Source organism: Kribbella sp. C-35 (assembly GCF_046549195.1).
Classification (GTDB): domain Bacteria; phylum Actinomycetota; class Actinomycetes; order Propionibacteriales; family Kribbellaceae; genus Kribbella.
On sequence record NZ_JAJPWG010000013.1, the window covers coordinates 1 to 5,244 of the forward strand.

Consider the following 5,244-nt stretch of genomic DNA (forward strand, 5'->3'; position numbering starts at 1 on the left):
CCCTTCGCCTCCTGAAGGCTGAAGGTCTGGTGGTGGCGCGCCAGGGGAGCGGGGTCTTCGTTCGCGAACGTACGGAGCGACCGGTCGGACTCCGGCCACACGTCGAGGCCGTGTTCGGGACGCCCGACGTACGGATCGATTTCTCCGGCTACACCGCAGAGACCCTCAACGGGATCATCCAGGAACCGCTGGACAAGATCCGTGCCGGCCGCCTGACGCCGGAATCGGTGCGGCTGCGGCTCCTCCTGTCGGACATGTCCAACCCGATCGCGCTGCCGTCACGCGCCGGAGACAATCCAGGCGATGACGCCGGCGTCCGGCGACGGATGGAACGCCTGGTCGAGCGGCACGCACTCGCCATCGTGGAATCCGTCATGGAGCTGGGCCAACTCGGGCTGATCGGCAGAGCTGAGGCAGAGGTGCGAGTGCACGGCTCCGCTCCGCTGTTCAAGGCATACATCCTGAACAACCACGAGCTGTTCTTCGGCTTCTACCCCGTGGTCGAGCACACCGTCACGATCGGCAAGGAGCAGGTCCCGATCTACGACCCCATGGGCAAGGACGCAGTCCTGTTCCACCACGTCGCCGACTCGGACCCGAACTCGACCGGTTCGTTGTACGTCACCGAGACATCCCGCTGGTTCGACAGCGTGTGGAACACCATCGCCCGCGAGTACGCCCCCCATGACTGATCAGCTCCTCGCCCTCCTCGAGCAGACCACGGCCGTCCTCCTGGACTTCGACGGCCCAGTCACGCCGCTGCTCCCGCCAGACCGCAACGTGCGACTGGCCGACGCCGCTCGTGCGGTTCTCCGAGAGGCGGGAGCTGAGCTGTCCGACTCCGTGAGTGCGACCAGCGATCACCTCACCGTCCTCCGCTTCGCTGCCAGCGATGTACCAGCAGCGCTCGAATCGGTCGAGCGGGTCGTTGTGCAAGGTGAAGTCGATGCCGCACGCCTCGCGATCCCTACCCCCGGAGCCGCGGACTTCCTCGCTGCCTGTCACGAGACCGGTCGACCTGTCGTGGTCGTCAGCAACAACTCGGCCGATGCGGTCGACGCATTCCTGAGGCAGCACCACCTTCGTGACTTGGTGCAAGAGATCCTCGGCCGGCCCTACGGTGATCCGAGTCTGATGAAGCCGCACCCCGAACTTGTTCGGCGAGCCCTCGCGACCCTCGACCGCCAACCTCAGAGCTGCGTCATGATCGGCGACTCGATCACCGACATCCAGGTCAGCCGAGCCGCCGACGTCCACTCGATCGGCTACGCCAAGACACCCGAGCGCGGCACCGAGCTCCACCGCGCCGGCGCTGACGCGGTCATCACCGACATGACAGCTCTAGCTGACGCGATCCACAGCTCCGCGGTTGCCGATTAGACGAGCCCGAGGCTCCTCAAAGCATCCTCCGGCGCGCCCTCCAGCAGCTCCCGCAGGTTCATCTTGAGCGCACCGCAGAGAGCGACAGCATCCGCCAGCGTCACGCGCCGCGTACCCGCCTCCAGCGACCCAACCACCGAACGCGTCCAGTCCAACTCGTCCGCCAGGTCTTCCTGCCGCATCCGGTGACGAGCACGGGCAGCACGGACATTCCCAGCGATGAGCTTGTCCAACTCGTCCGGCGTCATGCGCAGATCTTCCCGCGCCGCTCACCCCGACGGCATGCGGCAAAATGCCGCGATGTAACGCGATAGGCATCCCTTCGCCTGTTATAGCGGCGTAGAGATACTATTGACGGTGTGACGCCCGAAAATCAGTCAGGTGTGAACCACCTCCTGACCGCTGCGCGGATGCGCACAGTGTCACGCAGCGTGCCCGGACGACCGATGAGCCGCGGTGAACTCGCCCAACGCGTAGCCGAGCTCCTGTACTCGGTCAGCTCCAAGCGCTACCCGATCACAGGCCACTACATCGCCAAGCTAGAACGCGGCGCGGTGTGGTGGCCCTGCGAGGAGTACCGAGCAGCCCTCTGCCTCATCCTCGGCGCGAGCGGCGACGCCGAGTTGGGATTCCGGCCGCCTCGCAGCCGTCGACCGGCACCGCGCCTCTGAGTTGATCGCGGCTCTCTAGGAGGCGGTCGTTGTTCGCTCAGACGAGGTCGAATGCGCCGCTCGCGCCGAACTGGACGAGCCCGGTCGCTAGGTGTACGGCAGCCCTGGCCTCATCAGGTGTCTCAGCACGGGTCGGGTTCAGGCCGCCATGGCGCGATGTCTGACCTTCCCAGAGCGTCCGCATCATCTGCAGGATCGCCGCGACGCCGCCGCCACTGCCGTCATCGAGAGTGAAGCTCCACTTGGCTGGTTTCGCGGAAACGTCACGGATCATCGTGCCGAGGGTCTGTCGGGCGTTCTGCGGTGCGACCCGAGGAGCCAAGGCGGCCTCAGCAGCCTTGATTGCTTCGCTGTAGGCCTTCACAGCATCAGGCTTCCTGCCATACGCGGCATTCCAAGCGTTCACGAGATGATCGCCAGCCGAACCACCGGCAGCATCTACGGCCTCGCGTACGAGCTCCTTCACGCCTGGTGCTACCCGCTCCTCCAGGCCCGCCGATGAGGTGTCTGTAGCCCGCACTCTGTATGCCGAGTTTGCGGCAATCAACAGGCCGTCGAGCCTCCGCGCCCGACCTGCGTCCCAGCCGTAGCGGTCGAGCATCACCTCAACGAGGTCAAGCATGAAGTCGGTGTCCTTGTTACACCATTCGATGTACTGCTGGATCTGCTCGAAGTTCGAACCTGCGCGCATGCTTTTGCGCAACTCGATGGCCAGCTCTGCCGTGCGCTCTGCGTTCGTCCCATACGAGGTCGCCATGAGACCGTCCTGGATCCAGCTCCAGAGCGGTTGACGCAGATGGTCCGGTACTCCGCTGTAAGGATCTTCAAGGGCACGCTGCGTCTTGCGCTGTCCAGGTCTCCAAGCCACGGCCAAGAGCATATGCGGGCCTCCAGACTGAACGTCAGCCTCAAGTGATCCGATCCGCTGCCGAGTTGACCTCTTATGGATCAAGGGCGCGCCTTCGGCGCGCCTCCCGCGCGGGGTGGGCGAGCCCATGCGGCCTGCCGGCCGAACCTCGCCCACCCCGCGCGGAGCCAGCCAAGATTCCCCCGATTCCAAGAGCGCCGGCAACGTCCGAGTCCTGGCGTCCGACCGCGGGTAGCCCCGTCCCCCTGACGCCCGATCGTACGGCCAGCACGGCACGCGTCAAGAGCGCTACGCGTCCCTACGGGATCGGCAAGCCGACTCTTGACCCGCACCGCGCTGACCTGGTTTGGCAGCTATCAGGGGGACGGGGCAGGAGTGGCGGCGTTGGGCTCGGTTAGCTCGGAGCCCGCTCGATCTCTAGCTCACTACGACGCATCAATGGAAGGTAGAAATCAGGCAGGCCGAGACGGTTCATCATGGTTGCTATGAATTCGCGAAGGAACGGCGTGACGTGGAGAATGACCGACTTTGAGAACCGCTCCAGTTGCTCGTTTGTCAGTTTGGGAACTGATTTCCCGTAATACTCAGCAACGTACGTGGCTACGATCGTAGCCATCTCTCCCTCGTCAGAGTTCATGAACTTGTATGTCGCTGCGATTTGATATGTGAGCGACTCATCCGAAACTTCGGGGGTCAGGGACAAGGAGCCGGTTACTGCGCCGCGGTCGATCCGCGCGGCATCCATCCTCTCGACCGAGCAACTCCAGAGATAAAGGGAGGACAGGTGGACGCCGCGAATTCCGCTAGTCTCGGTGGCTGGATTTGTCATGACTGCATCACGTCGCGGTCATCTTCGATGTCAACCGCGTGCTCAACCTCTGCCGGCCATGCATCAGCGGAGCTGTTGACGGGACTGAAGTCCGCGCCAGCCGTGTGCAGTTCGATCGCGCCGATCTTCACTGGCTTCGTCAGGGGAGCGGCGGAGAGGCCAGAGACCCGGTGGATCAAGGCGAAATTACGCTGAACGCCTTCACGTGACACGGTGTGCTGTTCGTACACGTCCCAGGTCTGCCCATCGTCACGAGTTGGTCTCTGTGCCGGTTTGCGGCGACGGCGCTGACTGAGAGGTGGACGTTCCGAACTTGCCGGCCTTGCGCTGATTTCCAATTCATAGCCGCACACGGCCAAGAAGCGGGCAATGGTGGCCACCCGCAGATTCCCATCTCCGTTTAGCACCTGCGAGACGCGCCCGTCGGTCACGCCCAAGTCAAGCGCCATTTGCTTGTTGCTTACCTTAGCGGCAGTTTTTGCTGAATTTATGAGATCAACGACTTTGAACGCAGCCTTCGCGGCTATTGTCGCCAATCGTCCTTGTGGCGTGGCTGCATGCCTCTCGAACATCGAGAGGTTCCTGTCAGGAGTCTCTGTCATGTCGGAGGTCTTCCTCTCTGATCCGCTCGGCTTGTGTGACGTCGGCGGGCGGTGCCTTCTGGCCGTCCTTGAGAAATGCGTGACCAAGGCGTATTAACTCATCAAATTTCGGGAACCACCAGAAATCATCATCGGGATACTCGCACGTTCTGCGATCGGTGTATCGCAGCTTTGGCGTGTAGGTTCCGTCGCCCCACGTGTCGTAGAAGGTGAGGCGCTTCGACCCCTTCTTGAACTCCCAAACTCCGTTGTCGAGATCGTTGACCGCCCGCTGGTACGGCGGCACGCCATCATCGGCCAGGAGCTGTGCCCAGGTTACGAACTTGGTGTAGTCGTCGATCTGCGCATCATCGGGCAGCTCGTCCACTTTGCTGTCGGGATCAGGCTCCAACACCCCCTCTTGCAGAGCCCGGAGGAAGTCCGCAGCAGGACTCACTCCGTTTGCATCAATCGCACACTCGACCACGTACCACCCGCCTCGGGCGACGAGTTGTCGTTCGACTATAGTCAATCCTAAACCCCCCTGACAACCTGAGCGACGTCGTTCCCTCGTTCTCGTGACCGATCCGTTGCCATAGTTCGCTCAGAGTTGCCTATCGTGCCATCGCATCACCATCGGTGACAGAGGCAGTTGGTGCCGTAGTTGACTCGTGACCCGACAAGGAACCTGGCCTAGTCGCAGAGTGGCTGCCAGATCTGTGCCAGCCGTGGCGGTTCGTGCTGCCTCGCAGTGCCAAGCGCGGAAGTGACCCCAGTCCGACCCCAACCAGTCCGAACAAGCTGCGCGTGGCGGCACCAATGAGACCATGAGTGCGTGAGGCGGTGAGGGCGTGACTGAGTTGTGCAGGCTCCTACGGATCAGAAGGTTGGGGGTTCGAATCCCTCCGAGCGCGC

General features: G+C 63.0%; 8 protein-coding genes. 3 read left to right on the top strand and 5 right to left on the bottom strand.

Going from position 1 to position 5,244, the window contains the following annotated elements:
• Nucleotides 1-692, top strand: a 692-nt coding sequence (locus tag ACLJOO_RS42620) for a GntR family transcriptional regulator (protein ID WP_410794070.1), incomplete at its 5' end; no start/stop codon positions are given.
• A complete protein-coding gene (locus ACLJOO_RS42625) occupies nucleotides 685-1,380 on the top strand; it encodes an HAD family hydrolase (protein ID WP_410794071.1) in 696 nt (231 codons plus the stop codon). The genes ACLJOO_RS42620 and ACLJOO_RS42625, both read left to right, overlap by 8 nt.
• On the opposite strand, the gene ACLJOO_RS42630 is transcribed toward ACLJOO_RS42625, so the two are convergent.
• Nucleotides 1,377-1,628 (bottom strand): helix-turn-helix domain-containing protein, encoded by a 252-nt coding sequence (locus tag ACLJOO_RS42630; RefSeq protein WP_410794073.1) that lies wholly within the window; start codon nucleotides 1,626-1,628, stop codon nucleotides 1,377-1,379. The genes ACLJOO_RS42625 and ACLJOO_RS42630 overlap by 4 nt on opposite strands.
• A 198-nt stretch (nucleotides 1,629-1,826) precedes the next feature.
• Between ACLJOO_RS42630 and ACLJOO_RS42635 the strand changes: the two genes are divergently transcribed.
• A complete protein-coding gene (locus ACLJOO_RS42635; protein ID WP_410794075.1) occupies nucleotides 1,827-2,051 on the top strand; it encodes a hypothetical protein in 225 nt (74 codons plus the stop codon).
• Nucleotides 2,052-2,088: 37 nt separating this feature from the next.
• On the opposite strand, the gene ACLJOO_RS42640 is transcribed toward ACLJOO_RS42635, so the two are convergent.
• The 4 genes from ACLJOO_RS42640 to ACLJOO_RS42655 all read right to left on the bottom strand — a co-directional run bounded on the left by ACLJOO_RS42640 (nucleotide 2,089) and on the right by ACLJOO_RS42655 (nucleotide 4,861).
• Nucleotides 2,089-2,808: a hypothetical protein gene (locus ACLJOO_RS42640; protein ID WP_410794077.1), complete on the bottom strand. Its 720-nt coding sequence runs from the start codon at nucleotides 2,806-2,808 to the stop codon at nucleotides 2,089-2,091.
• Nucleotides 2,809-3,313: 505 nt separating this feature from the next.
• Complete coding sequence (locus ACLJOO_RS42645; protein WP_410794078.1) at nucleotides 3,314-3,748, bottom strand: hypothetical protein; 435 nt, start codon at nucleotides 3,746-3,748, stop codon at nucleotides 3,314-3,316.
• Nucleotides 3,745-4,320, bottom strand: coding sequence for a hypothetical protein (locus ACLJOO_RS42650; protein ID WP_410794080.1), 576 nt, complete (start codon nucleotides 4,318-4,320; stop codon nucleotides 3,745-3,747). The genes ACLJOO_RS42645 and ACLJOO_RS42650 overlap by 4 nt, the downstream gene beginning before the upstream one ends.
• Before the next feature lie 13 nt (nucleotides 4,321-4,333).
• Nucleotides 4,334-4,861 carry a hypothetical protein gene (locus ACLJOO_RS42655; RefSeq protein WP_410794081.1) on the bottom strand — a complete coding sequence of 176 codons (528 nt, stop codon included), beginning with the start codon at nucleotides 4,859-4,861 and terminating at the stop codon, nucleotides 4,334-4,336.
• Nucleotides 4,862-5,244 lie beyond the last annotated feature (383 nt).